A 668-nucleotide genomic window follows, 5' to 3' on the forward strand; every position below is an offset into this window, starting at 1 on the left:
ATGAATTAACCAACGCAAACTTAGGGAAACCTCCTGTCGCGGACCCAATAACAGGTTTGAATGCTCATCATATTGTTGCTGCAGGGGCTAAAAACGCTGATGCTGCTCTATCCAGAAAAATACTATCGCATTTTGGTATTGATGTTAATTTAGCTGCAAATGGTGTGTGGCTTCCAAAAAGGATATTCACACTACAACTTACCGGATTATAATGGAAATATGTTAGTTGTAGCTACTCATAACGGTGGTCATACAAAGAACTATTACGAGTATGTTTATAAACAACTCGAAAGGATGGACTTAAAACACGGCCATTTACCTTTATCACAGAAGCAATTAATAGCAGCAGATGTACTCCAAGGTATACGGGAGGATTTAATGAGGGGCAGATTATTTATTGGTCGTTATACTGAAAATTAGAAAGGATGTATATTTATGAAAGTTTATATTCTAAGTAAAAAACTTGAAGGTTATGATATGCTTGGAATAGTAAATCCAGATGAGGATACAAAACTTCTGCTTAGAGGATTTAGGGGACAGCCAATGCAAGAAAATTGGCATCCAGTAAAATTATATACACAGGAACAAGGGAAAAAATCTGACTATCCTGGTCATCCTAAACCAATTTTTAGTGAAAAAGCAGTGAACACGTTAATGGATTTACTAGA

At 36.1% G+C, this 668-nt stretch carries 3 protein-coding genes; all 3 read left to right on the forward strand.

What is annotated here, in order from left to right:
- A partial coding sequence (locus JKM87_RS18130) for an AHH domain-containing protein (RefSeq protein WP_202081781.1) occupies positions 1 to 212 on the forward strand: 212 nt, incomplete at its 5' end.
- Positions 213 to 219: 7 nt separating this feature from the next.
- Complete coding sequence (locus tag JKM87_RS18135) at positions 220 to 420, forward strand: AHH domain-containing protein (protein WP_202081783.1); 201 nt, start codon at positions 220 to 222, stop codon at positions 418 to 420.
- A 15-nt stretch (positions 421 to 435) separates the two neighbouring features.
- On the forward strand, positions 436 to 668 hold a 233-nt coding region (locus JKM87_RS17640; protein ID WP_419761874.1), incomplete at its 3' end, for a hypothetical protein.

Origin of the sequence: Caldalkalibacillus salinus (assembly GCF_016745835.1) — a bacterium.
Lineage (GTDB): Bacteria > Bacillota > Bacilli > Caldalkalibacillales > JCM-10596 > Caldalkalibacillus_A > Caldalkalibacillus_A salinus.